The sequence below is a fragment of the Streptomyces sp. NPDC002176 genome (assembly GCF_044903645.1).
GTDB lineage: Bacteria > Actinomycetota > Actinomycetes > Streptomycetales > Streptomycetaceae > Streptomyces.
The window spans coordinates 640,266-664,594 of the sequence record NZ_JBJDQW010000001.1; the positions used below are offsets into that span (position 1 = coordinate 640,266).

Annotated in this window: 28 protein-coding genes; 7 read left to right on the top strand and 21 right to left on the bottom strand. The window is 71.3% G+C overall.

Annotation, left to right across the window (positions count from 1 at the left end; all coding sequences use genetic code 11):
- The first annotated feature begins 17 nt into the window (after positions 1-17).
- Positions 18-1,115 (top strand): glutamate--cysteine ligase, encoded by a 1,098-nt coding sequence (locus ACI2LY_RS02750; RefSeq protein ID WP_404705518.1) that lies wholly within the window; start codon positions 18-20, stop codon positions 1,113-1,115.
- Positions 1,116-1,274: 159 nt separating this feature from the next.
- Here the strand turns inward: ACI2LY_RS02750 and ACI2LY_RS02755 are convergent, their stop codons facing one another.
- The 12 genes from ACI2LY_RS02755 to ACI2LY_RS02810 form a co-directional block, all read right to left on the bottom strand.
- The gene (locus ACI2LY_RS02755; protein ID WP_404705519.1) at positions 1,275-1,685 is read right to left on the bottom strand and encodes a hypothetical protein; all 411 of its coding nucleotides are present in this window, start codon (positions 1,683-1,685) and stop codon (positions 1,275-1,277) included.
- A 47-nt stretch (positions 1,686-1,732) separates the two neighbouring features.
- Entirely contained in the window at positions 1,733-2,035 is a 303-nt protein-coding gene (locus ACI2LY_RS02760; protein ID WP_404705520.1) for a gas vesicle protein K, read from the bottom strand.
- Positions 2,036-2,056: 21 nt separating this feature from the next.
- Positions 2,057-2,290 carry a gas vesicle protein gene (locus ACI2LY_RS02765; RefSeq protein WP_404706467.1) on the bottom strand — a complete coding sequence of 78 codons (234 nt, stop codon included), beginning with the start codon at positions 2,288-2,290 and terminating at the stop codon, positions 2,057-2,059.
- A 2-nt stretch (positions 2,291-2,292) separates the two neighbouring features.
- A complete protein-coding gene (locus tag ACI2LY_RS02770) occupies positions 2,293-3,075 on the bottom strand; it encodes a GvpL/GvpF family gas vesicle protein (RefSeq protein WP_404705521.1) in 783 nt (260 codons plus the stop codon).
- On the bottom strand, positions 3,068-3,478 hold the full coding sequence (locus ACI2LY_RS02775; protein ID WP_404705522.1) for a gas vesicle protein: 411 nt from the start codon (positions 3,476-3,478) through the stop codon (positions 3,068-3,070). The genes ACI2LY_RS02770 and ACI2LY_RS02775 overlap by 8 nt, the downstream gene beginning before the upstream one ends.
- A 57-nt stretch (positions 3,479-3,535) precedes the next feature.
- Positions 3,536-4,708, bottom strand: coding sequence for an SRPBCC family protein (locus tag ACI2LY_RS02780; RefSeq protein ID WP_404705523.1), 1,173 nt, complete (start codon positions 4,706-4,708; stop codon positions 3,536-3,538).
- On the bottom strand, positions 4,701-5,243 hold the full coding sequence (locus ACI2LY_RS02785) for a hypothetical protein (RefSeq protein WP_404705524.1): 543 nt from the start codon (positions 5,241-5,243) through the stop codon (positions 4,701-4,703). The genes ACI2LY_RS02780 and ACI2LY_RS02785 overlap by 8 nt, the downstream gene beginning before the upstream one ends.
- Before the next feature lie 46 nt (positions 5,244-5,289).
- Positions 5,290-5,547: a gas vesicle protein GvpG gene (locus tag ACI2LY_RS02790; protein ID WP_404705525.1), complete on the bottom strand. Its 258-nt coding sequence runs from the start codon at positions 5,545-5,547 to the stop codon at positions 5,290-5,292.
- A gap of 40 nt (positions 5,548-5,587) precedes the next feature.
- Complete coding sequence (locus ACI2LY_RS02795) at positions 5,588-6,301, bottom strand: GvpL/GvpF family gas vesicle protein (RefSeq protein WP_404705526.1); 714 nt, start codon at positions 6,299-6,301, stop codon at positions 5,588-5,590.
- Positions 6,302-6,305: 4 nt separating this feature from the next.
- Positions 6,306-6,758 carry a gas vesicle structural protein GvpA gene (locus ACI2LY_RS02800; RefSeq protein WP_393598024.1) on the bottom strand — a complete coding sequence of 151 codons (453 nt, stop codon included), beginning with the start codon at positions 6,756-6,758 and terminating at the stop codon, positions 6,306-6,308.
- 68 nt (positions 6,759-6,826) lie between these two features.
- The gene (locus ACI2LY_RS02805; protein WP_393598022.1) at positions 6,827-7,135 is read right to left on the bottom strand and encodes a gas vesicle protein; all 309 of its coding nucleotides are present in this window, start codon (positions 7,133-7,135) and stop codon (positions 6,827-6,829) included.
- Between the two features lie 213 nt (positions 7,136-7,348).
- Positions 7,349-7,690: an STAS domain-containing protein gene (locus tag ACI2LY_RS02810; RefSeq protein ID WP_404705527.1), complete on the bottom strand. Its 342-nt coding sequence runs from the start codon at positions 7,688-7,690 to the stop codon at positions 7,349-7,351.
- Between the two features lie 364 nt (positions 7,691-8,054).
- Here ACI2LY_RS02810 and ACI2LY_RS02815 point away from each other — a divergent pair, with 364 nt between their 5' ends.
- The gene (locus ACI2LY_RS02815; RefSeq protein ID WP_404705528.1) at positions 8,055-9,074 is read left to right on the top strand and encodes a DUF2993 domain-containing protein; all 1,020 of its coding nucleotides are present in this window, start codon (positions 8,055-8,057) and stop codon (positions 9,072-9,074) included.
- A 24-nt stretch (positions 9,075-9,098) separates the two neighbouring features.
- On the opposite strand, the gene ACI2LY_RS02820 is transcribed toward ACI2LY_RS02815, so the two are convergent.
- Entirely contained in the window at positions 9,099-9,893 is a 795-nt protein-coding gene (locus ACI2LY_RS02820) for a TetR/AcrR family transcriptional regulator (RefSeq protein ID WP_404705529.1), read from the bottom strand.
- 237 nt (positions 9,894-10,130) lie between these two features.
- Here ACI2LY_RS02820 and ACI2LY_RS02825 point away from each other — a divergent pair, with 237 nt between their 5' ends.
- The 3 genes from ACI2LY_RS02825 to ACI2LY_RS02835 all read left to right on the top strand — a co-directional run bounded on the left by ACI2LY_RS02825 (position 10,131) and on the right by ACI2LY_RS02835 (position 13,626).
- The gene (locus ACI2LY_RS02825; RefSeq protein ID WP_404705530.1) at positions 10,131-11,843 is read left to right on the top strand and encodes an MFS transporter; all 1,713 of its coding nucleotides are present in this window, start codon (positions 10,131-10,133) and stop codon (positions 11,841-11,843) included.
- A gap of 79 nt (positions 11,844-11,922) precedes the next feature.
- Positions 11,923-13,044, top strand: coding sequence for an aminotransferase class V-fold PLP-dependent enzyme (locus tag ACI2LY_RS02830; protein ID WP_404705531.1), 1,122 nt, complete (start codon positions 11,923-11,925; stop codon positions 13,042-13,044).
- A gap of 72 nt (positions 13,045-13,116) precedes the next feature.
- A complete protein-coding gene (locus tag ACI2LY_RS02835) occupies positions 13,117-13,626 on the top strand; it encodes an SRPBCC family protein (protein WP_404705532.1) in 510 nt (169 codons plus the stop codon).
- 3 nt (positions 13,627-13,629) lie between these two features.
- Here ACI2LY_RS02835 and ACI2LY_RS02840 read toward each other — a convergent pair whose 3' ends face one another.
- Positions 13,630-13,872 (bottom strand): DUF6479 family protein, encoded by a 243-nt coding sequence (locus ACI2LY_RS02840; RefSeq protein WP_404705533.1) that lies wholly within the window; start codon positions 13,870-13,872, stop codon positions 13,630-13,632.
- A 210-nt stretch (positions 13,873-14,082) separates the two neighbouring features.
- On the opposite strand from ACI2LY_RS02840, the gene ACI2LY_RS02845 reads away from it, so the two are divergent.
- Complete coding sequence (locus ACI2LY_RS02845) at positions 14,083-14,253, top strand: DUF5670 family protein (RefSeq protein WP_399713745.1); 171 nt, start codon at positions 14,083-14,085, stop codon at positions 14,251-14,253.
- 81 nt (positions 14,254-14,334) lie between these two features.
- Here ACI2LY_RS02845 and ACI2LY_RS02850 read toward each other — a convergent pair whose 3' ends face one another.
- Positions 14,335-15,336 (bottom strand): mechanosensitive ion channel family protein, encoded by a 1,002-nt coding sequence (locus ACI2LY_RS02850; protein WP_393598005.1) that lies wholly within the window; start codon positions 15,334-15,336, stop codon positions 14,335-14,337.
- Between the two features lie 276 nt (positions 15,337-15,612).
- Between ACI2LY_RS02850 and ACI2LY_RS02855 the strand changes: the two genes are divergently transcribed.
- Positions 15,613-15,792, top strand: a complete 180-nt coding sequence (locus ACI2LY_RS02855) for a hypothetical protein (protein WP_393912343.1) — start codon at positions 15,613-15,615, stop codon at positions 15,790-15,792.
- A gap of 5 nt (positions 15,793-15,797) precedes the next feature.
- On the opposite strand, the gene ACI2LY_RS02860 is transcribed toward ACI2LY_RS02855, so the two are convergent.
- From ACI2LY_RS02860 to ACI2LY_RS02885, 6 genes are all read right to left on the bottom strand, one after another.
- On the bottom strand, positions 15,798-17,918 hold the full coding sequence (locus ACI2LY_RS02860; RefSeq protein WP_404705534.1) for an alpha-galactosidase: 2,121 nt from the start codon (positions 17,916-17,918) through the stop codon (positions 15,798-15,800).
- A 10-nt stretch (positions 17,919-17,928) separates the two neighbouring features.
- Positions 17,929-19,941: a beta-galactosidase gene (locus tag ACI2LY_RS02865; protein ID WP_404705535.1), complete on the bottom strand. Its 2,013-nt coding sequence runs from the start codon at positions 19,939-19,941 to the stop codon at positions 17,929-17,931.
- Complete coding sequence (locus ACI2LY_RS02870) at positions 19,938-20,825, bottom strand: carbohydrate ABC transporter permease (protein ID WP_404705536.1); 888 nt, start codon at positions 20,823-20,825, stop codon at positions 19,938-19,940. Before ACI2LY_RS02870 ends, ACI2LY_RS02865 begins: the two co-directional genes overlap by 4 nt.
- Positions 20,822-21,727, bottom strand: a complete 906-nt coding sequence (locus tag ACI2LY_RS02875) for a carbohydrate ABC transporter permease (protein WP_404705537.1) — start codon at positions 21,725-21,727, stop codon at positions 20,822-20,824. Before ACI2LY_RS02875 ends, ACI2LY_RS02870 begins: the two co-directional genes overlap by 4 nt.
- Positions 21,714-23,069: an ABC transporter substrate-binding protein gene (locus tag ACI2LY_RS02880; RefSeq protein ID WP_404705538.1), complete on the bottom strand. Its 1,356-nt coding sequence runs from the start codon at positions 23,067-23,069 to the stop codon at positions 21,714-21,716. The genes ACI2LY_RS02875 and ACI2LY_RS02880 overlap by 14 nt, the downstream gene beginning before the upstream one ends.
- A 245-nt stretch (positions 23,070-23,314) precedes the next feature.
- The gene (locus tag ACI2LY_RS02885; RefSeq protein WP_404705539.1) at positions 23,315-24,307 is read right to left on the bottom strand and encodes a LacI family DNA-binding transcriptional regulator; all 993 of its coding nucleotides are present in this window, start codon (positions 24,305-24,307) and stop codon (positions 23,315-23,317) included.
- Positions 24,308-24,329: the final 22 nt, after the last annotated feature.

Consider the following 24,329-nt stretch of genomic DNA (forward strand, 5'->3'; position numbering starts at 1 on the left):
CCAGGGAGGACGGCCGCGTGCGCAGCGTGGGAGTGGAGGAGGAACTCCTCCTGGTGGACGCGGAGAGCGGCGAACCACGAGCCGTCGCGGCGGCCGTACTGGCGCAGGCCGACGGATCGGTCAGGTCCGACGGGGAGCAGGTCTTCGAGTCGGAGCTGCAACGCCAGCAGGTGGAGTTCGCCACCGCCCCGCAGACCCGGGCGGACGAACTCGCGGCCGAGATCCGCCGGTGCCGTGCCGAGGCGGGACGGCTCGCCGGGCGGACGGGGGCCGCCGTGGCCGCCCTCGGCACCTCTCCCCTGCCGGTCAGTCCCACGCTGACCGCGGACAGCCGGTACCGGTGGATGGCCGAGCGCTTCGGACTGACCCTGTCGGACCAGCTCACCTGCGGGTGTCATGTGCACGTCTCGGTGGACTCCGACGAGGAGGGCGTGGCCGTACTGGACCGCATGCGCCCCTGGCTGCCCGTGCTGCTCGCCCTGAGCGCCAACTCCCCTTTCTGGCAAGGCCAGGACAGCTCCTACAGCAGCTATCGCAGCCAGATGTGGGGGCGGTGGCCGTCGGCCGGGCCGACGGACCTCTTCGGCTCCGCCGACCGGTACCACGAGCGGGTACGGGACATGGTCGGCACCGGGGTGCTCCGGGACGAGGGGATGATCTACTTCGACGCCCGGCTCTCCGCCCAGTACCCCACGGTCGAGATCAGGGTCGCGGACGTCTGCCTCGCCCCGGACACCACGGTCCTGCTGGCCCTGCTGTGCCGCGCGCTCGTCGAGACGGCCGCCCGCGCGTGGCAGGCGGGGGAACCTCCGGCCCGGCTCGAGACCTCCCTGGTCCGGCTCGCCGCCTGGCAGGCCGCCCGCTTCGGCCTGGAGAAGCACCTGCTGCATCCCCTGACCATGCGCCCCGCCCCGGCGGAGACGGTGGTCCGGGCACTGTTCGACCACGTACGCGACGCCCTGGACGACCACGGTGACACCAAGGGCGCCCAGGACACCCTCTCCGGCCTGCTGAAGCACGGCAACGGCGCGATGACCCAGCGCGCGATCCTGCGCCGCACGGACAGCCTCCGCGCCGTCGTCACCGAGTGCGTGCGCCTGACCGGCGAGGAATGACCGCGAGCGCTGATCCGGGCGGCCGCGTGCGTACGTCCTGATCCGGGCGGGCGAGCACGTATGTCCTGATCCTGATCCGCACGCACGAGCACCTCCCGCGCGTCGGCGGACGCGGGGGAGGTCGCCGTGGGTGGTGCTGTTCTCGCGGAGCGAGTGTGCTCAGATCCGGCCTCGGGCCAGCCTGGTCAGCGGGCCCATCTGGGGCTTGGCCGTCGAGCGGCCTATCGCGAACGCCGCTCCGGCGACACCCGCCACACCGGCCGCGGCCGCGGCGGCCACCGCCTTGCGGTGCTTGATGACCGTCCACGCGGTACCCGCGACCTCGACGGCCTTGGCGGTGTTGGCCGCGACGACCTGCTGTCCGGTCTGGAGACCGGCGACGGCCGCGCGGCTCACGCGCTGGGTGGTGTCACCGACCGACTGAGCGGCGGAGACCGTCGACTTCTTGGCCTCCTGCGCCTGCTCCTTGGCGTCGCCGGCCGTCGCCCGCGCCGTGGCGGTGCGGGAGGAGGCGGCCTTCTTGGCGCGCGCCGCGGTGGTGCTCCTGGTGTTCTTTTTGTCGTCAGTCATAATTCTCTACTGTCCTTTCCCCCGGCGGCAAAACAGGGTTTTCGAATTCAGAGGTCTCGGGGCAGCAACGATCCCAACGGCCCGAGATCCAGATTCAGTTCGTCCATTGTCAGGTTGTACCGGTCACATAGTTCTTCCATGCGTTCCTGGAGAATCATCAGCGTCATACCGATGCGTTCCTCCTGGTCGTCATCGAGATCTCCCTGGTCCACCCGGTGAATGGCGGTGCGCTCCATGAGCTGGCGCAGCAATTCGATGATGGTGAGCACCAGCTTCATCAGATCCCGCTCGACCGTGTCGGGGTCCGTCCGCAGATGGGCGGCGAGGGCGTTCGCGGGTGTTTCCGGCATCACAGAACTCCTCAGCGCTCCTCAGCGCTCTTCGGTACGGGAACGCGGCGGCATGATGGCGGGCCCGGGCGCGTCCCCCGTGATCGAGCGGATGACCGCCCGGAGGTTGATGTGCACCAGGTCGACATCGGCGATGCTCAGCACGATGTCGCCGGTGAGCACGGCCCCGCCGTTCAGCAGCCGGTCCAGCAGGTCGATCAGGGCGACGGGCGGCTGGGCCACCGGCTCGGCACCCTGCCCGTTCGCGGGCCACATGCTCAATTCGAGACCCCGCCCGCGAAGGAGTACGGCGCCCAGGGCCCGGTCACCTCGATGGTGACACCGGGGGTCTCCGACGCCAGCGCGCCCAGCTCCGTACGGAACCGGTCCACGTCCTGCCGGGGCACGAGATACGCCTCGTTGGCCACGTTCTCGCCCCGCCCGGCCGACCATTCGCCCTGCTGGGGGCGGTGGACGGCGCGGGCGGAGGCGAGCGCCGACGCCACCGCCACCGCCCGCTCCGCCGTGTCACGGGCGGCGCCGTAGGTGTCCTGGGCGAGGCGCCGCTCGGCGCGACGGCGCTGCAGATAGGCGCGGCCGGGGCTCGCGCCCGCGGGCTCGGGCTCCTGCGCGGCCGCCGACGCCGCCCGGGGCTCGGCGTGCACCTTCAGCCCGAGTTCGACGTGGCCGTCCAGCGTGCGCAGCAGCTCCTCGAAGTACGGGTGCTGCTCGTCGAGCATCGCGGCGACCCGCGCCTGGTCGCGGTAGACCGTGGCCAGGCGCATCGGGAGGACCGTGGCGGTGGCGAAGGCGGTGTCCACCACGGCGTGGTGGGCCCGCGCGATCGCCTCCAGCCTTTCCAGGTCCTCCAGTTGGGGGGCGAGGTGCTCCTCGGCGAACCGGTCGGCGGGGACGGCGGAGACCAGGGCGGTGAGGCCCCGGCCGCCGCCGACCGTGCGTACGGCGCCGCCGTCGACCCCGGTGAGCGGGGCCGTCGTCCCGTCCAGGCTCAGGTCACCGAGGCCGACGGCGTACACGTACTCCATGTCCGTCTCACTCACGGCCGGTCTCCCGTTCCGCGGGCTCCGGCCGGGCGTCCCCGTCGGCCGTGTGGCCGGTGGGCAGCTCGGCGGCGGCGCGCAGCCGGGCGATCTCGGCGCGCAGCCGCTCGTTCTCCTCGCTCAGCGCCGGATCGGAGGCGGCGGGAGCGGTGGAGGCGGGCTTCGCGCGGGAGGACAGCGAGGGGTCGTGCTCCCACCAGTCGATGCCCATCTCCTTCGCCTTGTCGACGGATGCGACGAGCAGGCGGAGTTTGATGGTCAGCAGCTCGATGTCGAGCAGATTGATCTGGATGTCCCCCGCGATCACAATTCCCTTGTCGAGGACCCTCTCCAGAATATCGGCCAGATTGGCGCTGCTTCCCTGCCCCGCGTAGGACGGCGCGGTGCGCGGAGGGGCCGGCATTCGACCGGCGAGTGAATCGGACACGTTCTCTACCCTGTCTTTCGGCTGTTTCCCGGATCAGGCCCTGGCGTCGGCGGTGCGCCGACGCCGGGAGGTCCGGGGAGCCGCCTCTTCTTCTTCCTCGGGCTCCTCGTAGGGCTCCTCGGCGTCCGGCTCGTCGGCCTCCGCCTCGTACTCCTCGGCGTCGTCGGCGTCCTCGTCGAGGTACTCGCCTTCGGCTTCGTCGGTGAACTCGTCGTCGGCGTCCTCGGGCTCCTCGAGGTCTTCCTCGTCGGCCGCGTCGGCCAGCTCGCCGTCGTCGCCCTCTTCGCGCTCTTCGCCCTCTTCGCCCTCTTCCTCGGCGCGGGGCTCGTCCTGCTCCTCCTCGGGCTGCTCCTCCTCGGCCTGTTCCGCCTCTTCCTGCTCGATCGCGTCGTCGTGGGTGACGACCACGTCGCCGTCGCGGATCTCGCCGCGCCAGCCGTCGGTCGCCTCGCCGCGCATCATGATGAACTTGCGGTAGAGCTTGAGGTCCAGCCGGGCCCGGCGGCCCTGGGCGCGCCAGATGTTGCCCGTCTTCTCGAACAGCCCCTTGGGGAAGTACTCGAGGACCAGCAGCACCTTGGTGAGGTTGTCGGTGACGGCGTGGAAGGTGACGACGCCCTTGACCGTGCCCTTGGCGCCCTCGGTCGTCCAGGTGATCCGCTCGTCCGGCACCTGCTCGGTGACGTTGGCCTTCCAGCTGCGGGTGGACTTGGCGACCTTCACCTTCCAGTTGCTGGTGGTGTCGTCCGCCTTCTCCACGCTCACGACGCCCTTGGCGAACGTCGAGAACTCCTGGAACTGGGTCCACTGGTCGTACGCCTCGCGCACCGGCACGCCGACGTTGATGTCCTCGACGATCGTCACGCTCTTGGACTTGCCGCCGCCGGACTTGCCGCCCTTGCCGAACAGGCCCTTGACCTTGTCCTTCACGGTGTCCTTGAGGTGGGAGACGCCCGCAGACATGGCCGCCTGCGCCGGTGACTTGCCGTCGGCGAGCGCCTGCCCGCCCTTGGCGAGGCTCTTGAGCGGGCCGCCCTCGCCCGGTGTGCCGAGCTTGGTGACGCTCTCGCCGAGCTTGTGACCGAGCTGGCTGACGGTGTGCTCGGCGCGGGCGCGCAGATAGTTGCCCAGCGCCTCCTTCAGGCGGTCGGTCGACTCGTTGTGGACGACCTGGTCCTTGGCCTTGCTCAGGGCGGAGTCAGCCATTGCCGTTACCGCCGCTCTTGCGCGTGGCGGAGGAGGCCCGCTTCTTCGCGGCCCCACCGGCGCGGGAGGCCCCGCTGCGGGAGGCGGCGGACTTCGCGGTGCCGGTCCGCTTGCGGGCGGGGGCGGCGGTCTTGCGGCGCGTGCCCTCGGAGGCGGCGGAGGCGGAGGAGTTCTGCCGCTTCGCGGGCTTCTCCTCCTCTTCCTCCTCCTCGACCTCGTCGTCCTGGGGCCCGTCGAGGGCCTTGGTGCGCTGGGCCAGGGAGTCGGTGAGCGAGTCGGCGAAACCGGCGGCGCGCTTGGTCAGCGCCTCGGTGGCCGCGGCCTTCGTGGTCTCCACCAGCTCCTTGCGGACCTGGGCGTTGAGACCGGCGAGGGCGGGCGACTCGGCGAGCAGCGTGCCGATGCGCCTCGGGTCGAGGTCGAGCTTCTTGCCGGCCAGGAACATGCCGAGGCCGATGGCCATCTTGGCCTTCTTGGTCCGCCCCAGCACGTATCCGCCCACCAGGGCGGCGGCTATCTTGACGTTCTTCGTCATTCGTTGAGCACCTCAGTCTCTGCGGGTCGTCGATTGCGCTGTCCGGTCAGCGACTTCCTCCGTTCTCGCGCCGGTGGGCGTCGATCTCGTCCAGCCGGTCGAGCAGTTCGTCCTCGCGGCGGTCGAACTCCTCGTCGGAGATCTCGCCGCTCGTCAACTGCCTCTCCAGTGCGGCCAGTTCGCGTCGCACGGGTTCGGGGTCGTAGTACTCCTCCTCCGCCGCGGACAGCACCTGGTCGATGACCCAGAGCGATCCGCGTACGGGGGCGAGGGGAAAGGTCACGATGCCGGTGATGAGTCCCACTGCGACGCTCCCTTCCGTCGTCGGCCGGACGGGTGTCCGCTCAGACGAAGCTGTACGGCGGCAGCGGCCCGGTGAGGGTGAAGGTGTAGGCGTCCCCCCGCTGGTCCGACTCGCGCTCCACGGCCTGGACGAAGTTCTCCACCCCGTCCTCGGGGACGAGGAAGGACACGCTCAGGAAGTGCGTCGAGCTGGGCTCGCCCATCGAGAGGCGGGTCGCCGCGGGCGCCAGGCGCCCGCTCAGCTCCTCGGCCTCCGCGCCGCTGCGGGCGGACACCTCGTGGGAGATCAGCTCACCGAGGGCCACGCGCTCGTCGTGCGCGCCGGACTGGTCCCGCGTGCGTTCCCGCAGCTCACGGACCTGGTCGGACTGGGTGACGATCTCCCGCAGCAGGTCGTCCTCGTCGCGGGCGACCTTGAGGTGGTACTCGACACGGCCGTCCAGCTCGTCGAGCCGGGCGCGGTAGCGCTCGCCCTCGGTGTCCAGCGCGCTCGCCACCTGCTCGTCGTCGGGGGCGAGCAGCCCGAAGCGCATGGGGAGGGTCGCGCCGTCGCCCATCAGGACCTCCAGCACGCGCTGGTGGGCCTGCACATCGCGGCGCTTGGCCCGCAGGCCGTCCGGCGCGTCACTGACGACGGCGGTGAGATCGCCGGTCCGTACGGTGCGCAGCGGGGCCGGGGACTCGCCGACGCCGAAGACCTCCTCCAGGTGCAGTGGATGGTCGGCTCCGGTGATGCCGTATACGTAGGTGGGCACGTGCTTACTCCCCGCGGCTCTGGCTGCTGGACTGGCGGCTGGACGTGGACTTGCGCGGCGCGCGCTTGCGGGGCTGTGACTCCTCCTCGGAGTCGTCGCGCTTGCTCCCGAGCGAGTCGGTGAACGCCTCGACGGCTCCCGTCAGCGCTCCTTTCGACTTCCCCTTCGCCCCGCTCTCGGTCATGTCGCCGACGAGGTCGGTGAGTTGACTGGGCGCCTTGCGGCCGGACTCGAGGTCGAGCCGGTTGCACGCCTCGGCGAAGCGGAGGTAGGTGTCCACGCTGGCGACGACGACACGGACGTCGATCTTGAGTATCTCGATGCCCACGAGGGAGACGCGCACGAACGCGTCGATCACGAGCCCTCGGTCCAGGATGAGTTCGAGGACGTCGTAGAGATTTCCTCCGCCGCCGCCGCTTCCGCCGGACTGGGTGCTGGACTGCTGTACGAGTGACATGCTGACTTCTTTCCGTTGATCCGTTCAGGGCGCCGCGCGACTCGATTCATCGCGGCGATCCCATTGATTCAGCGGCGGTCGATCTGGCCCCTGGCGTAGCGGCGTACGCGCTCATAGGCCATGAGCCGCCCCCGCTGGTCGAGTTCGACGCGGTAGGACGCCATGACACTCATGGTGTCCGGCACCTTCTCGACCTCCACGACCTCGACGTCGGCCACCCAGCCGTCGTCGGTGGCCTTCACGGCGGAGACCGCGCCCACTTCACGCTGGAGCAGTCCGGAGAGCTGTGCGCTCGCCTGCCGCATCACGGTCGGCAGGTCCATGCGCTCGTCCGAATCCTGGCCGCTGTTCTCGTTCTTGCTGTCTGTTCTGTCCACGATCCCCTCCCCTGAACGGGAGTCTTCGAGGAGGTCCTTCACCTGTCCTCTACGCCTTCCGCTTCGGTTGCCCGTGGGTCTCGCACATATGCGTGAACGATCGAATCGAACGATGGTGCTACCGGGATGGGCCGCTTCAGGACTTTGAAAGAGGGTCAGGGCCCGCCCGACCACAAAGGTCGGGCGGGCCCTGATCGACTGGTGCGGGAGCCTCTACTCCTCGATGACGGCCACCACGTCGAGCCCTGCGTGACGCAGGGTTCGCTGGACGGCGCGGCGGGGGCCGCGGATGGTGAGGTCGGCGGGTTCCGGGCGCAGGGTGGCGCCGCGCAGGAGGGCGTAGGCGCAGGCCAGGTCGATACGGGTCACCTGGCTCATGTCGACGGTCCAGGCGGCCGCCGTGTGGAGTGGCGGGGCCCCGAGGACCTCCTCCAGCTCCCGCAGGGCGTCGGCGCCGATGTCCCCGGCCAGGATCAGCTCGGGCAGCCGGACATCGGCGGCCGAGACCGTCAGGACAGGCCCGATCGGCGGCACGAAGGGCGGTTCGGCTGCCATGGTGACCTCCTTCGCAGCCGGAGGCGGAACACTGCTCTGCCTCCATGGTCCCTCAGGTCACCGGATCGGTGCCTCCTGAACCGCACGTGAGCGACACATGATCGACCGCACTCCTTCACCCGTGCCCCGTATCCCCGTCACCGGGATGTGAGAACCGTCGCCCGCCAAGGGCTGAACTTGCGTCCGACCTGCGGTGACGTGTTTGGGTGGCGTGATGCGCTCCTCCACTCGCCCAGCGTCGCACCGCTCGATGAACGACCAGGAACACGCCGTGTCCGATGGGCAGTCGGGAGACCGGCAGCCCCCTGGGACGCGCAGGGCCGGGCGGAGGCGTCCTCGCAAGTTCAAGAATCTGCGGCGTGCGGTGAAGGCGAGCATCGCGATCGCCGTCACGCTGGCGTTCCTGGTGCTGGGCGACCGGTTCGCGGTGCTCTTCGCGGAGCGGAAGACCGAGGACCAGCTGCAGAAGTCGCTGCATCTGGAGGCCGCGCCGCAGGTGGAGATCGACGGCTTCCCGTTCCTCACCCAGGTGCTGGACAAGCGGATCGACACCGCGCATGTCACCGTCCCCGACCTGGCCGCCGACCGGGTGTCACTGGCGAGGGTCCACGCCACGGCGCACGACGTACGGCTCGACGGTGAACTCCCCTCCCACCTCAAGGGCGGCACCGTCAGCTCCCTCGACGGGGACGTACTGCTCTCCTTCGAGGACCTCGACCGTGAACTGGGCTCCTCGCAGGTGGAGTTCAGCCGTCTGGGCCCCGGTGCGATCAAGGCCGACGGACAGATACCGGTCGCCGGACAGCGGCTCGGGGTGCACGCGGAGGCGCGGATCGGGCGGTCGGGTGACCGCGGGGTGTCGACCGACATCAGCCGTATGCGTCTCGACATCGGGGACGTGGCCGTCTTCCGCCCCGGCCGCGACGCGGGGCTCCAGCTCACTCCCAAGGCGGCGCGTGCGGTCGCCGAGCAGCGGGACAAGGTGCGGGCCATGCTGGCCGTACCGGTGATCGCGGAGCGCGCCGGGATCGACCGGTCCGAGATCCGCGACGCGATGCGCAGCGAGTCGGCCCTGGAGCGGCTCACCGGCAGGCCGGGGTTCGTCGGCAGCCTGATGAAGGTCAACCTGTTCGACGTGGTCGCCGAGCAGCCCGACCTGCCCGCGAAGCTCGGCATCGACCCCAAGCTGCTCGGCGCGGTGCAGGGCGTCACCAAGCCCCAGCTCGCGGACCAGCTCAACCTGTCCTTCCAGCTGCCGAAGACGCCGGGCGACATCCGCGTCCAGCGCATCACGGTGGAGCGGGACGGCATCCGGGCCCACCTCAGCGGCGGCGCGCTGCCCTTCGGTGACACGACGAAGGCACGGGCGGCCGCCGAGCGCTGAGCGGGGCGGGCCGGGAGTCCCCCGTCAGGCGTCGGGTGCCGCCTCGGCCGCCGCGTCCGGCAGATAGCTCGCCAGCCCCCGCAGGATGATCTCCAGGCCGATGTCGAACCGCTCGTCGGAGGAGTCGCTCACCATCACGTCCGCCAGTGCGCGCAGGTGGGGGAAGTCCGCGGGCGGCAGGGACGCGAAGTAGTCCTGCATCTCCCCGGCCATCTCGCGCCAGTCGGGGCGGGCCAGTGAGGAGTCGCCGTCGTCGGGCCGGGCGGCGGCCCGGTCCTGCCACATGCCCTCCTCCAGGACGAAGCCGTCGATGTAGGTGGAGATGAGGTCACCGGCCTCCGCCGCGATCCGGTCGGGCAGCCCGGCCGTGCGGAATATGGCGAGCAGCCCCTCGACGTGCGGCAGCAGTTCGGCCGTGAACGGGACGTGCGCCATGGAGATCCGGGCCACGTCCCGGTGGGACAGCAGGCGCTCGCGCCCGGCGCGCGCGTAGTCCCGGATCTGCTCGCGCCACCGCTCGGGGTCGGGCTCGGGCATCCGGAAGCCGTCGAAGAGGCGGGTGTACATCAGCTCCAGCAGGTCGTCCTTGGAGCTGACGTACGCGTAGAGGGCGGAGACGGTGACGCCCAGTTCGGCCGCCACCTGGCGCATCGAGAGCCCGTCGAGCCCCTGGCGGTCCAGGACCGTGAAGGCCGCCTCGACGATCCGCTCGCGTGACAGCGGGGTGCGCTGCGGTGCCGTCTGCGGGCGGGCGGGACGCTCACGCTCCCAGGGGGACGGCGGAGGGGGTGCGGGATTGCCGGCGGCCGCGTCGCTCATGGGGACAGTCTAGGGCCGTCGGAGAACAGTGTTCACGACTGGTGAGCGGCACTTCTCCACAGCCAACGCGATATATCTTGTCCTCGCGGCGCGCTTGCGCTATATCTTGATGAACAGCGTTCTCCGAGTGAGCACCGTTCTGCTACGGTGAACAGTGTTCTCCAGGTCTGTCCGTCCGTCCCACCGCGCCCATGGCTCATCACCGGGGGCCGCGGCCCCTTTCCGCGAGGAGTACCGATGTCCACCACCGGTGTCGCGTCCGCCGAGACGCCCACTGACGCACCAGCGCCCTACAGATGGCGCTGGGCAGCGCTCTTCGTGATCCTCGCGGCCGAGGTGATGGACCTCCTGGACGCCGTCGTCACGAACATCGCCGGTCCGTCCATGCGCGCAGACCTGGGCGGCGGTGCCTCCACCCTCCAGTGGCTCGCCGCCGCGTACACGCTCTCGATGGCCGTCGGCCTGGTCACCGGCGGCCGCCTCGGCGACATCCACGGCCGCCGCACCATGTTCCTGGTCGGCGCCGCCGGGTTCACCGTGGGCTCGCTGCTGTGCGCGGTGTCGGTGTCCCCCGAGATGCTGATCGGCGCCCGCGTCGTACAGGGGCTCTTCGGCGCGGTGATGCTGCCGCAGGGCCTCGGCATGATCAAGGAGATGTTCCCGCCGAAGGAGTCGCAGAAGGCGTTCGGCATGTTCGGCCCGGTCATGGGGCTGTCGGCGGTCTCCGGACCGATCCTGGCGGGCTGGCTCGTGGACGCCGACTACTTCGGCACCGGCTGGCGCATGATCTTCCTGCTGAACCTGCCGCTGGGCGCCGCCGCCCTGCTGGGCGCCGTGCGCTATCTGCCGAGGACCCGGTCCGACAGCAAGCCGCGCCTCGACATCCCCGGCATGCTCCTGGTCTCGCTGGCCGCGCTGCTCCTGATCTTCCCGCTGGTCCAGGGCCGTGAGTACGACTGGCCGCTGTGGACCTTCGCGATGATGGCCGCCTCGGTCGTCGTCTTCGCCGCCTTCGCGCAGTACGAGGCGCGGCGCAGCCGGGCGGGCCGGGACCCGCTGGTCGTCATCAGCCTGTTCCGCAAGCGCGGATTCAGCGGCGGCATGATCCTCGGGCTGGTCTTCTTCTCCGCCATGCAGGGCTTCATGCTGGTCTTCAACCTCTACACCCAGATCGGGCTGGGCTATTCGCCGCTGAAGGCGGGCCTGGTGATGGTGCCCTGGTCCGGCGGCATGATCGTCGGCTTCGGGCTCGCCCAGGCGGTCACCCGGTTCGGCCGCATGGTGCTCCAGGGGGGCGCGCTGGTCATGGCGGCCGGGGTGTTCGGTGTGTGGCTGACCCTGGACCTCGCGGGCAGCGGTGTCGGCCCCTGGCAGCTCCTGCCCTCGCTGCTGGTCACGGGCATCGGGATGGGCCTGCTGATGGCGCCCTTCTTCGACACCGTGCTCGCCAGTGTCGAGCAGCATGAGACGGGTTCGGCGTCCGGCACCATGACCGCGGTCCAGCAGCTCGGCGGCGCCTTCGGCGTGGCCATCCTCGGCACCGTGTTCTTCGGCCTGCTGGGCGGCGGGATCGCCACCGCCGTCGACCAGCACGCGGGCGGCCTGCGCGAGCAGCTGACCGCCGCGCATGTCGCGCCCGCCGCCCAGGACCGTGTCGTGGCGGATCTGCGTACCTGCGCCTCGGACCGCGCGGTCGCCAAGGACCCGGCCGCGACCCCGGCCTCCTGCGTGACGCTGGAGAAGGACACCCGGTCGGTCATCACCTCGCCGCGGGACGGCGCCCGGATACCGGCCGCGCTCCGGACCACCGCGACATCGGCCTTCAAGGGCGGTTTCGGCTCCGTCATGAAGACGGTCCTGTGGATCGTGGACGGGATGCTCGTCCTGACGTTCCTGCTCGCCTTCCTCCTGCCGCGCCACGCGCGCCCCGAGGAAGCCACCGGGCACTGAGCGGACGGACGGGCCGGGCATCCCCATGGCGGGGTTGCCCGGCCCGTCCCCGTACCAGGCCCGTCCCGTACCAGGGAGGATGAGCCCCGTGCTCACTTCGTACGCAGCTCACTTCGACACACCGGCCGGGTATCTCGACTTCGCGCGGTTCGGCCCGCCCTCGCGGGACGCCGTGGACGCCACCGCGCGTGCGCTGGCGGAGTCCGCCCGCGCGGACCACACTACCGTGGACGGCCTGATGCGCGCGGAGGAGACCGCGCGGGACACGGCCGCTCGCCTCGCGGGCACCGACGCCCGGCACACCGTGCTGCTGCCGAACGCGTCCACCGGCCTCTTCCACGCCGCGCTCGGCATCCAGGAAGGCGCGGTCCTCGTGCCCCGCACCGACTTCCCGGCCAACCACTACCCGTGGCGCCGCACCGCGGACCTGGGCCGGGTCGCGCCCCGCTGGCTCGACCCGGAGCCCGGCGGCGGGGTGACTCCGGAACTGGTCCGGGCCGCGCTGACCGAGGACGTCGTCGCCCTGTCGGTGAGCGCCGTGGACTTCCGTACCGGCTTCCGGGCTGATCTGGCGGGGCTGCGCGAGGCGATCGGGCCGGACCGGCTGCTGATCGTGGACGCCATCCAGGCGTTCGGCGCGGCCGAGTTGCCGTGGGAGGCGGCCGACGTGGTGGTGGCGGGCGGCCAGAAGTGGCTGCGCGCGGGATGGGCCACGGGCTTCGCCACGCTGTCCGACCGCGCGCTGGAATCCCTGGAGCCGGTCCTCACCGGCTGGACGGGAGTGGAGGAGGTCGGCCTCTTCGACGGCGCGGAACACCCGCCCGCCCCGGAAGCGCGCCGCTGGTCGATCACCAACCTGAGCCCGGTGACGGCCGCCGCGTTCGCGGCCGCGCTGGACCTCGTCGAGCGGCACACCGTAAGGGCGATCGAGGCCGCGATCGCCGAGCGGGTCGGCGAACTCACCGAGGTCGTCAGGGAGTACGGGGGCCGGGTCCTCTCCCCCACCGATCCGGCACGCCGCGCGGGCATCCTCTCCTTCACGGTGCCGGACCGCGACCCCGCCCTGGTGGCGAAGGCACTGCACGCCGAGGGCGTCACCCCCACGGTGCGCGCCGACTCGCTCAGGCTCTCCCCGCACGCGTCGACGCCGCGGGAGGTGGGTGACCGGGTCGCGGCCGCTCTGTCGGCGCTGGGGAACTGACCGGAGAGGAGACGGGGCGTGCCATGATTCCTACTCGACAGTAGCTTCAGGTTCGCGGTAGGAGGCAGCGCAATGGCCCGTGTGTTGAGTGTGAGCGACAGCATCGTCATCGACGTCACGCCGGAGGTCGCCTACCGGGCGGTGAGCGACCCCGGCGACATGGGCCGGTGGAGCCCGGAGAACCTGGGCACCACCCCGGACTCGGTGGACGGCCCGGCCGAGGTGGGCACCAGCTTCGTCGGACGGAACAAGCGCGGGCGCTTCCGCTGGGTGACCCGGTGCACGGTCACGGCGGCCGAACCGGGCCGTCACTTCGCCTTCCGGGTCCATGCGATCGGCGTCGGCAGCCCGCGCCTGCGCGGCCCGATCGCCACCTGGGAGTACCGCTTCGAGCCGGAAGGGGAGGGCACTCGCGTCACCGAGACCTGGACCGACGACCGCCGCACCTGGCCCGACCTCGTGGCGGGCGTCTTCGATCGGATCGTCACCTCGGGCCGCACCTTCGCCGACTTCCAGGCCCGCAACATCCGCACCACGCTGCGCAATCTCAAGCGGGAGCTGGAGCGGCAGCCCGCGCGGTAGCGGTCAGCGGCGGTGGGTGTGGTTCTCCGGGTTGTCCTCCGGGGTCTGCCAGCCGACGCCCGACTGCTCCTGGGGGCCGCGGCGGGCCTCGGCGCCGGGGGGCTGGGTGGACAGGCGGCGCGAACGCGCGCGTCGGCTGCCCAGCAGGAACCCGCCGAGCAGGAGCACGGCGACGATCACGCCCACGATCAGGAGCCAGAGCGCGCCCTTGCCGGACGCGGCGAGGAATTCAGCAGCGATGTTCATGCAGGGCGGTTACCCCCGCGCACGCGGAGAATCCCTCTTCACCGGCCCTGTCAGCCCTCATGGCGCCCGCACTGCACCGAACGGAGCACCGCACCACCGGGGACCCGCACCGCAACACGTCCTCATGCCCTTCAAGTCGTGTGGATAACTTGGCAGTTGTGTGCGTGTATTCGCTGGTCAGGGGCAATCGACGGTCAGGAGGTTATGACAATGGTTCCCTTGATTCTGGTTCTTCTTCTGGCTCTGATCCTCTTCGGCGCGGGCTTCGCCCTGAAGGCGCTGTGGTGGATAGCGGTGATCGTCCTGGTGGTGTGGCTGGTCGGGTTCTTCGTGCGCCCCTCGGGCAGCGGCGGCCGTCGAGGCCGCTGGTACCGCTGGTAGGCGCAGAGCGCGCCGACGCTGGATGACATGACGAGGGGCCCGGCCTTGGGTAGGCCGGGCCCCTCGTCATGTGTGGAAGGTTCAGCGGGCGACGGCGGCCGTCTCGGAGTCCTCGTTGCGCAGCCAGATCGTGCGCTGCGGGAACGGGATGTCGATACCGGCGGCGTCCAGCGCGTCCTTCACCCGGCGGCGCAGCTCACGGGTGACGGACCACTGCTGGAGGGGCACCGTCTTCACGGCGAGGCGCACGACGACCCCGTCCGCGTCCAGCGACTGCACACCCCACACGCTGGGGTCCTCCAGCAGCACGCCGGAGAAGGCCGGGTCCTGGCGCAGGGTGCGGCCGGCGTCCTCCAGCACCTGGTAGACGGTGTCGAGGTTGGCGTCGTAGGCGACGGCGACGTCCAGCACGGCGCGGGCCCAGTCCTGGCTGTCGTTGCGGACGCGGAGGACCTCGCCGTTGCGGATGTGCCACAGGCCGCCGTTGAGGTCGCGGACGTGGGTCAGGCGCAGGCCGATGTGCTCGACCTCGCCGATGGCCTCGCCGAGGTCGACGGTGTCACCGACGCCGTACTGGTCCTCGACCATGATGAGCAGGCCGGAGAGGTAGTCGGCGACCAGGCTCTGGGCGCCGAACCCGATGGCGAGGCCGACCACTCCGGCGCTGGCCAGCAGGGGGCCGAGCGCGATGCCGACCTGGTCGAGGATCATGGCCGTACCGAGCAGGGCCAGCACGATCGTGACGCCGCTGCTGAGCACCGAGCCGATGGTGCGGGCGCGCTGCTCGCGGCGCTGGGAGGCGCGGGAGCGGTCGCGGAGCAGGACGGCGGCTCCGCGTCCGGCGCGGCGCGGCGGGCGGGCCTCGCCGTCGTCGCCGGAGGGCTGCAGGATGTGCTGGACGACGCGGGTGATGGCCCGCTTGGCGACCCAGCGGATCACCCCCAGGACGACGACGATGAGGGCGATGCGCAGCGGCACCTCGACCAGCGCCGTGGTGTGCTCCTCCAGCCAGTTCGGCCAGGACGCGGCCAGCTGTACGGCTCCGGACGCGCCGGGCTGTGGGGAAAGGTGCGGTGTCGGCACAACAACTCCGTGTTCGATGACTTTCTGACTCGTCGGCCGCGTCTACCCACGAATTCGCGATACATGATCATCTAAGCTGTGCGGTTGGGTCGGGTCCCCGGGCGCGCGTTGTCGGTACCGCCCCTTAAGGTGTCGTGTGCCCGTTCCTGGCCGGGCGTTCCTCGGGGCCGCCGTCTTTTCGGCCCGCTGATGGTCCGGCCACGGCAGGTGACCGTCACCCGTCCCGTCGCGCCCCCCACCACCCGGCGACCCACTGGAAAAGAGCAGACTCGAGTCATGTTCACCGACACCCCCATCTTCAGCCGTCTCGTCGCCGAGCGCGGCGACGTCCCCGCCGAGGTGCGGGGCGAGGCCGACCGCATACACCGCGACCTGGCCCGGGTGATGCCTCCGGGGACTGGTCTGCCCACCGCCTCGCACGCGCCCGGCCCGATGGGTCCGCCCCCCGGCCGCTGACCGGGCTACGCGACCCTGCGCAGGCGCACCAGCGCGCTCGCGCAGTCGCCGTCCGGCAGGGCGGGGACGGCCAGGCCGAAGCCCGCGAGGGTCGCCCCCGACCATTCCGCGCCGGTGTCCTCGTCGCGGTAGCGGGCGCCGGGGTCCAGGCCGCGCAGGCGGAGCGGAGGGTGCGCCGGGCCGAAGGAGGCGCTGGGCCGCCACACCAGCACCACCGTCCGGTCGGCGTCGGGATCGACGTACTGGACGGCGGTCAGGGCGCCGTCGCCCGGTGCGAGCAGCCGGTACTGGTGTCCGTGCTGCACCAGCGGGCGGATGTCCTTGTAGACCTCGATCAGCCGGGCCGCCTCGGTGAGTTCGGCCGGTGTCCAGCGGTCCAGGTCTCCACCGAGGCCCAGGACGCCCGCCATGGCCGAGTGGAAGCGGAAGCCGAGCGGGACCGTGCGGCCGGTCAGCGGGTTGGGGCTGTCGGTGACCCAGGCCGACATGACACACGCCGGGTGGACCTGGCTGAAGCCGTGCTGGATGGCCAGCCGTTGGACGGCGTCGGTGTTGTCGGAGGCCCACACCTGGTCGGTGCGGGCGAGCATGCCCAGGTCGGTCCGGCCGCCGCCGCCCGCGCAGGACTCGATCCGCAGGTCCGGGAACCGGGCGCGCAGCCGGTCGAGCACCCGGTGCACCCCGCGCGCGTGCTCGATGTGGACCCGCCGTCCGTCCGGCCCGCCGCCCCGCGAACCCGCCTCGGTGAAGGACCGGTTGAAGTCCCACTTGAGGAAGTCCACCGCGTTCTCGGCGACGAGCCGGTGCAGCCAGTCGTACGCCCAGTCGGTCACCTCCGGGCGGGAGAAGTCCAGCACGAGCTGGTGGCGCAGTTCGGTGGCGGCGCGGTCGGGCAGGTGCAGTACCCACTCGGGGTGGGCGCGGTACAAGTCGCTGTCGGGGTTGGTCATCTCGGGTTCCACCCACAGCCCGAACGCCATGCCCAGCCGGTGCACCTCGTCGGCCAGGGGGCGCAGTCCGCGCGGGAAGCGGCGTGGGTGCGGGGTCCAGTCGCCGAGGCCGGAGCGGTCGTCGTCGCGGCTGCCGAACCAGCCGTCGTCCACGACGAACAGCTCCACACCGAGGTCGGCGGCGCGCCGGGCCAGCCTCAGCTGGCCCTCCTCGGAGGTCTCGAACCCGGTCGCCTCCCACGAGTTGTAGAGGACCGGCCGGAGTTCGCAGGGGTGGGGCAGGACATGCCGACGGATGTGGGTGTGGAGGGCGCGGCTCACGGCGCCGAAGCCGTCCGTGGTGTGCAGGGCCACGCTGACCGGCGTGACATGCCGCTGACCGGGGGCCAGGGCGATCTCGGCTCCCTCGTGCCCCTCCCCCGCGACGACGCCCACCGCTCCGGCCGCCGTGCGCTGCACGGTGAGACGCCAACTGCCGCTGGCGGCGAGCACGGTGGCCCAGACCTCGCCGTGCTCCTCGTCGGCGGTTCCGGTGTCCAGCGCGAGCCAGGGGGCCGCCTGATGGCTGGTGTGGCCGCGCCTGCTGGTCAGGGTGGTCTCGCCCACGGCCACCTCGGTGCGGGCGAGCCGGTTCTCGTCGGACCAGCCGCCGTGCACGGCCGACATCCGCCAGCCGTGCCGCCGGGGCAGCGGCCAGTGGGCCGCGGCATGGCGTACGAGGAGCAGCGGGCCGGTGTCGCCGGTGTGCTCGAACTCCGTCCAGCGCTCGATGACATCACCGCCGGGCGGCACCCGGTAGTGCGTCTCCCACGCCAGCGGCCGCGCCCGGTCCCGCAGCGCGACCACCACGTGCGCCGCCCCCGCGATCCGGACGCCGGTCACCTCGGGCTCGACCGGACTGTGCCCGTCGGCGAAGCGGACCTCCAGCGCGGGCACGCCGAACCGGGCGCCGCCCTCGACGGGATACTCCTCCACCCCGTCGAAGCGCCCGGCGAAGCTGTTGTCGTGCTCGGCCCGCACGGGCAGCCTGACCGCGTCCTCCAGGGGCAGCCGCGCACCCCAGTGCACATGCAGCACGGCACCCCGCGACCGGTCCACCCGCAGGACGTAGCAGGTGTGCTCGGTGCGCAGGACGACGGTGCCGCTGGGCTCGTCGTACTCCACGGGCAGCGTCATGGACACCCCGTCACTCGTGTTCGCGGACGACGACGACTCCCCCGGCCGGGACCAGGGCGCCGGTGTCGGTGACCTTGGCGTCCAGCAGGCCGGTGCCCCGGACCGGGACGGTCACGTCGTCGGCGGTGTGGTTGACCAGGAAGAGATAGCTGCCCTGTGGGCCGGTGCGGCGCACCGCTTCCACGCCCTCGGGCGCCACGGGTCGGACGCCCGCCTCGTCGGCCAGGGTCCGCATCAGCTCGCGCAGGGTGGGGGCGGAGGGGCGCGTGGCGACGTACCGGGCGCTGCCCCGGCCGTGTGCGTGGCGGGTGACGGCGGGGCCTCCGGCGGCCGGGCCGCCGTCGGGCGTGTCCGCGAAGCGCAGTACGGCGGAGCAGCCGCGCGGTTCGACGCGTTCGGCCCAGTCGTGCGCGAGGGTGCCGTCGTCGAGGAGGGCGCTCTGACCGGGCCGGAGCGGCAGGTACTCGTCGACGCGCAGCCCGAGGACGTCGCGCAGGGCGCCGGGGTAGCCGCCGGGGCGTACCCGGTCCTGGGTGTCGGCCACCCCGCTGAAGCAGCCGACCGCGAGGTGGCCGCCCTGGCGGACGTATCCGTCCAGGTTGGCGGCGTCCTGGTCGGCGAGGAGGTACAGGTTCGGGGCGACGACGGCGCGGTAGGGCGTGAGGTCGGCGCCGGGTGGGACCAGGTCGCAGGTGAGGTTGAGGGCCCACAGGGCCGCGTACCAGTCGCGGACCACGTCCAGGTAGCGCAGCCGGTCGGAGGGGCGGGCCTGGAGTTCCAGGGCCCACCAGTTGGGCCAGTCGAAGAGGAGCGCCACGTCGCCCTGGACGCGGGTGCCCGTCACCTCGGAGAGGGCGGACAGCTCGGCGCCCAGGGCGCTGACCTCGCGCCAGATCCGGCTGTCGGTGCCCGCGTGCGGGAGCATCGCGGAGTGCCACTTCTCGGCGCCGGCCGTGGACTGCCGCCACTGGAAGAACATGATGCCGTCGGCGCCCCGGGCCAGGTGGGTGAGGCTGTTGCGGCGCAGCTCGCCGGGGTGTTTGGCCACGTTGACGGGCTGCCAGTTGACGGCGGAGGTGGAGTGCTCCATGAGCAGCCAGGGTGCGCCCCCGGCCATGCCGCGGGCCAGGTCGGCGTTGAGGGCGAGGTCGATGTGCCCGTCGGGGTCGGCCGCGGTGAGGTAGTGGTCGACGGAGACGAGGTCGCAGGCGGGGGCGAAGGCGTACCCGTCGGCCTTCTTCTCCAGGGTGCCCATCAGGTTGGTGGTGACGGGGATGCCGGGGGCGAGGCGCCTGAGCAGGGCCGTCTCCGCGTGGTGCCGGGTGAGGAGGGCGTCGGAGGAGAAGCGGCGGTAGTCGAGTTCCTGTCCGGGGTTGCGGAAGGCGGTGGTGTCGCGGGGCGGGTCGATCTCGTCCCAGTCGCCGTAGCGCTGGCTCCAGAAGTCGGTGCCCCAGGCCGAGTTGAGGGCGTCCAGGGTGGTGTAGCGGTCCCGCAGCCAGGTACGGAAGGCGGCCGCGCTGGTGTCGCAGTAGCAGAGGGCGTTGTGGTTGCCCCACTCGTTGTGGACGTGCCACAGCGCGACGGCGGGATGGTCGGCGTAGCGCTTCGCCAGCGCGGTGACGACGGCGTCGGCCGCCTCCGCGTAGGCGGGGCTGCTGGGGCAGAAGACCTGCCTGCTGCCGTGGGCGAGCCGGGTGCCGGACGCGGTGACCGGCAGGGCGTCGGGGTGCAGCTTGGTGAACCACGGCGGGGGTGCGGCGGTCGGGGTGGCGAGGTCGACGGCGATGCCGTGGGCGTGCAGCAGGTCGAGCACCTCGTCCAGCAGCTCCCAGTCGTACGCACCAGGACGCGGCTGGACACGGGACCAGGAGAACACCCCCACGGTCACGAGGTTAACGCCCGCCTCCCGCATCAGGCGGACGTCCTCCCGCCACACCTCGCGGGACCACTGTTCGGGGTTGTAGTCGCCGCCGTAACCGATGCCGCCCAGCCGCTGGTTGAGCGCGGTGAGGGGGTGGGTCATGACTTCACCGCCCCGGCGGAGAGTCCGGCGCGCCAGTAGCGCTGGAGGAGGACGAAGGTGAGCACGATGGGCACGACGGAGACCAGGGCTCCCACGATGGTGAGGGTCTGCAGCACGGGCAGGCGGCTGGTCTGCGTCTGCCAGGTGTACAGGCCGAGGGTGACGGGATAGAGGTCGTCGTCCTGGAGCATGACCAGGGGCAGCAGGAAGTTGTTCCAGATGACGACGAACTGGAACAGGAACACGGTCACCAGCGCCGGTGACATCATGCGCAGCCCGATGCCGGTGAAGATGCGCAGCTCGCCCGCGCCGTCCATGCGCGCGGCCTCGATCACCTCGTCCGGTACGGACGCGGCGGCGAAGATGCGGGACAGGTAGACGCCGAAGGGGCTGACGATGCTGGGCAGGAACACCGACCAGAAGGTGTTGGTGGCGTCCACCTCGGCGAACATCAGGAACAGCGGCAGCGCGAGGGCGGTGGCCGGTACGAGGACGCCGCCGAGGATCACCGAGAACAGCAGCTCGCGGCCCTTGAAGTGGTACTTGGCCAGGGCGTATCCGGCGGCCGCGGCCAGCGCGGTGGCCACGGCGGAGCCCGCACCGGCGTACAGCAGGCTGTTGAGGAGCCAGCGTGCGAAGACGCCGTCCTGCTGCTGGAAGAGCGCGGTCAGGTTGTCGCCGAAGTGCCAGTGGGCGGGCCGCAGTCCGGCCGTGGTGACCAGGTCGCCCTGGCTCTTGGTCGAGGAGACCAGGAGCCAGTACACCGGGAGCAGCATGTAGCAGGCGGCCAGGGTCATGAAGGCGACGGCGGCCGCCGTGGACGCGCGGCCGGTGCGGACCCCGTGGGTCGCGTGGGCGCCGTCGGTACGGGTGAGCAGGCTCATCCCTGCCTCCTGGTGGTGAGGCGGAGGAACGCGAAGGACAGCGCGAACGTGACCGTGGCGAGCAGTACGGAGAGCGCGGCGGCTCCGCCGTAGTCGTCCCCGGCGGTGAGCGAGTAGGCGGCGAGGTTGGGGGTGTAGGTGCTGGTCACGCTGGTGGCGATGGACCGGAACACCTGTGGCTCGGTGAACAGTTGGAGGGTGCCGATGATGGAGAACACCCCGGTCAGGACGAGCGCCGGGCGGATCAGCGGGACCTTGACGCGCAGCGCGATGGTCCAGCCCCCGGCCCCGTCGACGCGGGCCGCCTCCTCGATGTCGGCGGGGAGGGCCTGGAGGGCGGAGTACAGGATGAGCATGTTGTAGCCGGTGTAGGTCCAGGTGACGACGTTGCCGATGGACCAGAGCACGAGGTGGGGCCCCAGCAGGTCGGCCCGGATGCCGACCGACCCCAGCAGGTCGGTGATCGGCGACAGTCTCGGGTCGTACAGGGAGGCCCACATCAGCGCGGCGACGACGCCCGGGATGCCGTACGGGACGAAGTACACCAGCCGGAAGAAGCGCTTCAGCCGGGCCACGGCCGAGTCCAGCAGGAGGGCGAGGACCAGGGCGAACAGCAGCATCACCGGGATCTGCACGAGGGCGAACAGGCCGACCCTGAGGACGCTGTCGGCGAAGTACGGCTCCCGGACGACATCGGCGTACTGCTCGAAGCCGGAGAACACCGAGTGGGTGCGGCCGAAGGTGCCGCCGGTGCGTGCCGTCTTGTGCAGGCTCTGCCAGAAGGCGTAGCCGACCGGCAGCAGGGTGAAGAGGACGAACGGCACGAAGAAGGGGACGAGGAAGGCGTACGGGGCGAGGGTCCGGCGCTTCGGCCGGTCGGCGCGTGACTCAGCGCGTGACATCGAGCGACTGCTTGCGCAGGGAGTCCGTGCTGTCGGCCGCGGTCCGCTTCAGTACGTCGCCGAGGGTGCCCTTGCCCGCGGTGACGTCCGAGGTGCCGTCGCTGAGGAAGCGGTAGGTGTCGGTCATCGTCGGACCCCAGGTGAAGTCCGTGTCCACGTCGGCGGACGCCTGCTTGAAGACGTCGAAGATCTTCTGGTCGCCGTAGAACCCGACGGGCTTCTGCAGAGCGGGCAGGGTCAGTCCGGCCTTGGCCGCCGGGTAGAGGCCGCCCGCGCGGTTGAGGATCTCCAGGGCCTTCGGGTCGGTGTTGAGCCAGAGCGCGAACTCGGCCGCCTCCGCCGGGTGTCGGCTGCCGGAGAGGACGGCGGTGGTGGAACCGCCCCAGTTTCCGGCGTTCTTGTCGCCCTGCTTCCACTGGGGCATGGGGGCCACCGCCCACTTGCCCGCGGTGGACGCGGCGTTGTCGCGGATGGTGCTGTACCCCCAGGCGGCGCTGATCCAGGTGACCACCTCGCCGGAGTTCCACGACTTGTACAGCGCGGGCGAGAAGCCCTGGAGGTCGGTGGCGACCAGCTTGTCGTCGATGAGCCGCTGCCAGTAGTCGGCCACCTGGCGGCTCTCGGGCCGGTCGACGGTGACCTTCCAGGCGTCGCCCTTCCGCTCGAACATGGTGGCCTTGTTCTGCCACAGCAGGCCGGTGAACCAGTTCGGGTCGGTCTGGGAGAAGTGGGTGATGTACTTGCCCGCCTTCTTCAGGACGCGCGCGTCGGCCTCGTACTCCGCCCAGGTGGTGGGGGCCTTCAGGTGGAGCTTGTCGAAGATGTCCTTGCGGTAGTACAGCGCCATCGGACCGGTGTCCTGGGGTATCGCCCAGACGCCGTCCTTGCCGCCCGCGCCGAAGTCGACCTGGGACCAGGTCCAGTCGACGAACTTGGGCTGCGCCTGGGCGACTTGGGGGCAGGACTCGATGTTCTTCAGGCCGCCCTTGAGCCGGAAGCTGGCCAGCGAGTCGTACTCGATCTGCCCGAGGTCGGGAGCCTTCTTCGCCTTCAGCGCGTTGGACATGTTCTGGTAGGTGCCCGCGTTCCCGGCCGGGGTCGTACGCAACTTCACCTGCACGTCCGGGTGTTCGGCGTTCCAGGCGCGCACCGCCTGGTCCATGCCGGGTACCCAGGACCAGTACTGGAGGGTGACCTTGCCGGAGGACGGCTTGCAGGAGGAGTCGGCCGCACCGTCGTCCTCACCACCCCCGCCTCCACAGCCGGCCACCGCCGTGAGTGCCAGGACCGCCGCACCGGCCAGGCATCGTCTTGTGGTGGACATGCGAACGGACATCGCCATGAGGGTGCTCCTTGCGCCGAGGGTCGCGCTCCGGGGACGTGGTGGGCGCAACCTTCACAACAGGAATCCACAAAAGTCAACAGGCTTGCGGGAATTGGGCGACATCGAGATCAGTCCGTGAGCACGGGATTTCTTTGGAAAACGTCCACTGACCTGCAAGTTCCCTGTATCCGCGGGCAACTGCCGCCGTCGGGCGGAATCGATTACGCGCCACCCTGCGACCGGCCGGGTCGGAGGGGGGAGAATCAGACCGAGGCGCGGGCGACGAACTCCGCCCTGACCCGCACCGTGCGGTGGGCGGTGCGGCCGTCCAGCCGCTCGCGGAGCAGCCGGGCGGCGGCCCGGCCGACCTCCTCGGCGGAGTAGCGGATCGTGGTCAGCCGAGGGCGGACCAGGGAGGCGAAGGAGGCGTCGTCGTGGCCGACGAGCGCGACCTCGCCGGGGATGTCGATGTCCAGCTCACGGGCCTTGTCCAGGGCGCCGACCGCGATCACGTCGTTGGCGCAGAACACCGCGTCGGGCCGGTAGCGGCGGTCCATCAGCTCGGCGAAGCCCTCGGCCCCGGCCTCCCGGGTGTGCTCGCCGCGCACCACGAGTTCGCGCGGCAGGGCGGTGCCGAACTGGCGGGCGAGCGCCCGGAGCAGCTCCAGCCGGGGGTCGCCGCCGGTGGCGTCCCGGGGGCCCGCGATCATCGCTATGCGGCGGCGCCGCGCGGCGGTCACCAGCTCCAGCGCCTGCCGGGTCGCGGCCCGCGCGTCGGGGGCCACCTGGTCGACCGCGCCGAAGGGCACGTCCGCGCTGACCACGGCGGGTATGCCCGCGTCGGCCAGCACCCCCAGGTCCTTCGGCAGCAGCCGGAACGGGGTGATGACCACCCCGGCGAACCGCTGCTGCACCGCCTCGGCCAGCAGGGCCCGCTCCTCCTCGCGGCGGGCGCGGGTGTCGCAGACGACGACATGCAGCCCGAGTCCGCGCAGTTCCTCCTGGAGGGTGGCGGCGAGCTGGGCGAAGAACGGGTTGGCGATGTCCGGCACGATCAGCGCGACCAGGCTGGACCGCCCCGTACGCAGGCTGCGCGCGGCCGTGTTGACGACGAACCCCAGCTCGGCGATGGCCGATTCGACGGCCGTACGGGTCTCGGGGGCGACGGCGCGTTTGCCCGACAGGACGTACGACACCGTGGCGGAGGAGACTCCGGCCGCACGGGCGACGTCCGCCATGGTGACCCGCTCCCGCACCGCTCACACTCCTTCCGCGCGG

Bases quoted from the DNA above. Each gene is read 5' to 3' on its own strand.
- ACI2LY_RS02775 (WP_404705522.1), bottom strand. From the start codon at position 3,478: ATGCCGGCCCCTCCGCGCACCGCGCCGTCCTACGCGGGGCAGGGAAGC.
- ACI2LY_RS02845 (WP_399713745.1), top strand. From the start codon at position 14,083: ATGGTTCCCTTGATTCTGGTTCTTCTTCTGGCTCTGATCCTCTTCGGC.
- ACI2LY_RS02855 (WP_393912343.1), top strand. From the start codon at position 15,613: ATGTTCACCGACACCCCCATCTTCAGCCGTCTCGTCGCCGAGCGCGGC.
- ACI2LY_RS02785 (WP_404705524.1), bottom strand. From the start codon at position 5,243: ATGACGAAGAACGTCAAGATAGCCGCCGCCCTGGTGGGCGGATACGTG.
- ACI2LY_RS02800 (WP_393598024.1), bottom strand. From the start codon at position 6,758: ATGTCACTCGTACAGCAGTCCAGCACCCAGTCCGGCGGAAGCGGCGGC.
- ACI2LY_RS02820 (WP_404705529.1), bottom strand. From the start codon at position 9,893: ATGAGCGACGCGGCCGCCGGCAATCCCGCACCCCCTCCGCCGTCCCCC.
- ACI2LY_RS02860 (WP_404705534.1), bottom strand. From the start codon at position 17,918: ATGACGCTGCCCGTGGAGTACGACGAGCCCAGCGGCACCGTCGTCCTG.
- ACI2LY_RS02755 (WP_404705519.1), bottom strand. From the start codon at position 1,685: ATGACTGACGACAAAAAGAACACCAGGAGCACCACCGCGGCGCGCGCC.
- ACI2LY_RS02840 (WP_404705533.1), bottom strand. From the start codon at position 13,872: ATGAACATCGCTGCTGAATTCCTCGCCGCGTCCGGCAAGGGCGCGCTC.
- ACI2LY_RS02880 (WP_404705538.1), bottom strand. From the start codon at position 23,069: ATGGCGATGTCCGTTCGCATGTCCACCACAAGACGATGCCTGGCCGGT.
- ACI2LY_RS02765 (WP_404706467.1), bottom strand. From the start codon at position 2,290: ATGTGGCCCGCGAACGGGCAGGGTGCCGAGCCGGTGGCCCAGCCGCCC.
- ACI2LY_RS02825 (WP_404705530.1), top strand. From the start codon at position 10,131: ATGTCCACCACCGGTGTCGCGTCCGCCGAGACGCCCACTGACGCACCA.
- ACI2LY_RS02875 (WP_404705537.1), bottom strand. From the start codon at position 21,727: ATGTCACGCGCTGAGTCACGCGCCGACCGGCCGAAGCGCCGGACCCTC.
- ACI2LY_RS02830 (WP_404705531.1), top strand. From the start codon at position 11,923: ATGAGCCCCGTGCTCACTTCGTACGCAGCTCACTTCGACACACCGGCC.
- ACI2LY_RS02835 (WP_404705532.1), top strand. From the start codon at position 13,117: ATGGCCCGTGTGTTGAGTGTGAGCGACAGCATCGTCATCGACGTCACG.
- ACI2LY_RS02780 (WP_404705523.1), bottom strand. From the start codon at position 4,708: ATGGCTGACTCCGCCCTGAGCAAGGCCAAGGACCAGGTCGTCCACAAC.
- ACI2LY_RS02810 (WP_404705527.1), bottom strand. From the start codon at position 7,690: ATGGCAGCCGAACCGCCCTTCGTGCCGCCGATCGGGCCTGTCCTGACG.
- ACI2LY_RS02865 (WP_404705535.1), bottom strand. From the start codon at position 19,941: ATGACCCACCCCCTCACCGCGCTCAACCAGCGGCTGGGCGGCATCGGT.
- ACI2LY_RS02760 (WP_404705520.1), bottom strand. From the start codon at position 2,035: ATGCCGGAAACACCCGCGAACGCCCTCGCCGCCCATCTGCGGACGGAC.
- ACI2LY_RS02870 (WP_404705536.1), bottom strand. From the start codon at position 20,825: ATGAGCCTGCTCACCCGTACCGACGGCGCCCACGCGACCCACGGGGTC.